The following is a 3,078-nucleotide window of genomic DNA, read 5'->3' as shown; positions in this document are numbered from 1 at the left end:
GGAAGTGGATGGATGAAGGCGTGTGCCTTGTTTCAGCCTAAACTAAACAGAAATGTTTAACAAAAGCTGAGTGACATCTGTATTAACACGATATCATAACTCAATGTTCGACTCGAGTAGGGGAAGATCCTATTCCACAGATAAGGTAAACCTTAAAACTGTGAAACGCACTAAGATTCCGTCTAGCGCAGAATGATACCACATGAAGCGTTAGAAGCACGGTGAAGTCAGCGGGAAATCGACCTAAGTTCTCATGTGGAATACGGTCGGTGAAGTAGCTGGGTGGCTCAATTACCTAAGTAGTATGGAGACATATTACCAAAGCCGGGATAATTATCGGTCAGATGGTGAGAATGTTCTAATTAGAACTGACGAACTTCCGAATGAACGTCTCTAAATCCATAACATATCGAAAGGTATGTAACCTAAAACACTAGGTTGCTTAATGGTGGATAGCGTTACCTTCGCTCAAGTCTGCGGATAACGAATATTACGTTATTCCCCTTTTAATAGGGCAAGCAGGGACAGAGGAAGCACCTAAGGGTAAGTAGTAAAGCTAGAACATTGGGAACAAGGGAAGCAAAAGACTACGCTTTAAGGGGGGTATCCCTGGTAGGTAGATATAAGGTTCTACGAACCGAAATTCTCTTACTTTTGTGGCAGTAGGGAAATAGTAGCAAGGAACCCATGATAATAAGTGGTGGAGCGAAGTTCCCAAGTCAATTTATGAGATTAATAATCTATAAGTTTCTAAGGGTGTTGTAAACATAACTGCTAAAACCTCGGATTGAAAAGGAGTTATTCAATTCGTGACGCAAAAACTTAGATTACTTGATACTGAAATACAGTTGAAACAAACCTTCGATGAACTTTACTTCAAAGCGTCTTGTGAAAAACCTAAAATTAAAGATTTATACGAAATCATCTGTAGTAAAGCAAATATTCTATATGCCATAAGGGCAATGAAAAGTAACAAAGGCTCTAAGACAGCTGGTGTGGATTCTCTTACTATAAATGATATTCTTCAGGCTGACGAGGAAAAGGTAATACATCTCATTACCAACACAATTAGAGATTATACACCTAGCATGGTACGTAGAGTATGGATACCAAAAGCAGGGAAAAAGGAACTTAGACCTCTCGGTATTCCAACTATACTAGATAGAATCATACAACAATGTGTTAAACAAGTAATAGAACCTATATGCGAAGCACAATTCTTTCCATATAGCTTTGGATTCAGACCCTACCGTGATGGACATATGGCCATCGAAAGAGTAGGTAGTCTAATTCATAAGACAAAATATCATTGGATAGTTGAAGGAGATATTCGTAAATTCTTTGATAAGGTTAATCACAATATATTGCTTAAAAACTGTTTTAAGATAGGTATTCAAGATAAACGAGTTCTAATGCTTATAAAAGCTATGTTAAAAGCCGGAGTCATGCACGAAAATACAAAAACAACACTTGGAACTCCACAGGGGGGAATAATCTCTCCGATTTTAGCTAACATATACCTTCACGATTTTGATATGTGGGTATACAACCAGTGGCAAAATAAGAAGACTCGTAAAAATTATGCAAATAAGCATAGTCGAACTACTACACTCAAACGTACTACCAAACTTAAACAGGGCTATCTCATTAGGTATGCAGATGACTGGGTTATCGTAACAAATAGTAAGACAAACGCTATTAAGTGGAAAAAAGCTGTCTCTCATTATCTGAAAGATAAACTCAAATTAGAACTCTCAGAAGAGAAGACAAAGATAACTAACGTCCGGAAGAAAAATATTGAATTCTTAGGCTTCAAACTCTTTGTTAAGTATAAAGGAGTTAAAGATAAGAAAACAAAAAGGTACATTCCTTATCGTATTCCTAATGAGAAACGCATTGAAGATAAAGTTAAAGAACTTAAAAAACATTTGAGAATCATAAAGAGATTATCTAATAAGAAAAAATTGATACATGAAATAAACGTTTATAACACAAAAATTCGAGGTTTAATCAACTACTACAGTTATGCAACCTTAGTTAATATAACGTTCTCCAGATTTAGCCATAGATTAAGGAAAGCCGAATGGTATGCCTTAAAAAAATATGGTGGTAAATGGTTCAAAATGAATGAATGTGACAACATCAAACAATGGTATCCAAATCGTACCGAAGGTACCCCAACCATTGAATATAACGAATCGAAAATTGGGATATGGAAACTTAATCTAGCGACATGGGATAGTTCGAAATGTATACAAAAAAACCAAAATGAAACACCGTATACATCCCAAGGAAGGGGTTTAATCTTTAAAAGAAGGAATAAAAGGAGCACTCTATCTAGACTGGATGAGATAACTTCACTGAACTTAAGCGAAAAAATCTCCCAAGGTCTAACAGGGGAAAATATAACTTTGAATATTTCATGAATAGGGCGTCAGCTTTTAACAGAGATAAGGGGCAATGTAATGTTACTAAAGTCCCTCTATCGAAAGAAAATTTACATGTACATCACAAAAATCCTAGATTACCTATAAATGAAATTAATAAAGTTCACAACCTTGTTTGTGTCTCTAAAGAAATTCATCAACTCATTCATAATAATGAACCATTAAATCAAATATCATGGCTAAACAAAAAGCAAATAGCTAAAGTAGAACGGTATCGAAGACAGCTTATAATTATTAATTCCAATAATTGATGGAGCGCCCAATGAAGGGAAACTTTCACGTTGGGTGTGGTGTGGGGGAAAAGGGCCCCTTAACGAGTAATGTCGAAGGTGACCCTTACCTATCACAATCACCTGATCTTTTATGATTTAGCGGGCATGGGGAAAGAAGATACATTACTGACAGTCGGTTACATTTGTAATCAATATCACCGTATCGCTCAGCAGCGGCCGCATGGTTCAAAACTACATTTAGGCGTGATAGATGAAGCTCATGACGTGCCAGTACCCGTTCTTCCAAAAATCATTGCAAAAGATCGAAAGCATGGATTTGGATTATGGGTAATTACCCAGCAAGTTTCGGGACAGCTAGACAGAGAGTTAACAGACATGTTAACAGAAGCGGGCGGAAA

1 protein-coding gene and 1 pseudogene are annotated in these 3,078 nt (G+C 36.7%); both read left to right on the top strand.

The window, feature by feature from the left end; genetic code table 11:
• Nucleotides 1-809 precede the first annotated feature (809 nt).
• Nucleotides 810-2,426 carry a group II intron reverse transcriptase/maturase gene (ltrA, locus tag ACQRBL_RS32030; protein ID WP_411996801.1) on the top strand — a complete coding sequence of 539 codons (1,617 nt, stop codon included), beginning with the start codon at nt 810-812 and terminating at the stop codon, nt 2,424-2,426.
• Nucleotides 2,427-2,797: 371 nt separating this feature from the next.
• Nucleotides 2,798-3,078 (top strand): annotated as a pseudogene (locus ACQRBL_RS32025) (ATP-binding protein); the annotation flags it as partial.

Source organism: Bacillus sp. AF62 (assembly GCF_050312695.1).
Taxonomy (GTDB): Bacteria; Bacillota; Bacilli; order Bacillales; family Bacillaceae_G; genus Bacillus_A; species Bacillus_A cereus.
This window is presented reverse-complemented; position numbering and strand designations above follow the sequence as displayed.